Source organism: Streptomyces sp. SID13726, assembly GCF_010548375.1.
Classification (GTDB): domain Bacteria; phylum Actinomycetota; class Actinomycetes; order Streptomycetales; family Streptomycetaceae; genus Streptomyces.
The window spans coordinates 1-394 of sequence record NZ_JAAGLY010000790.1 but is presented as its reverse complement, the minus strand read 5'-3'; the positions used below and the strand labels follow the sequence as shown (position 1 = coordinate 394).

Below are 394 nucleotides of genomic sequence, written 5' to 3'. Positions count from 1 at the left end.
AGGCGGCTGAACCCGTAGGCCGCCATGGAGCCGGTGATCATCTGGAGCAGGGTCGCGACGACCGCGACCCCGAACGAGTTCGCGATGATCCGCCAGATCGGCATGGACGCCATGAGGGTTCGGTACGCGTCGAGCGTCGGGTCCTCGACGATCAGCGACGGGCCACCCGACAGGGAGCCGCTGGGCGTGATCGACGTGATGACGGTCCACAGGAACGGAAACAGCATGAGGACCGCGCCGACGACGACGGACAGGTAGAGGCCGACCCGGCCGAGGACCTGGCGCGCGTTGCGCCGGGGCTGACGTGGCCTCGCGGGAGCCGGTGAGGTGGGACTCGTGACGGCGGTCGGGACGAGGGTCTCAGGCATGGTTCACCCACCTGCGCTGACCGCGC

Annotated in this window: 1 pseudogene; it reads right to left on the bottom strand. The window is 69.5% G+C overall.

Annotated features, from left to right (window positions below):
• Nucleotides 1-368: pseudogene (locus G3I78_RS50315) on the bottom strand (carbohydrate ABC transporter permease); the annotation flags it as partial.
• Nucleotides 369-394: the final 26 nt, after the last annotated feature.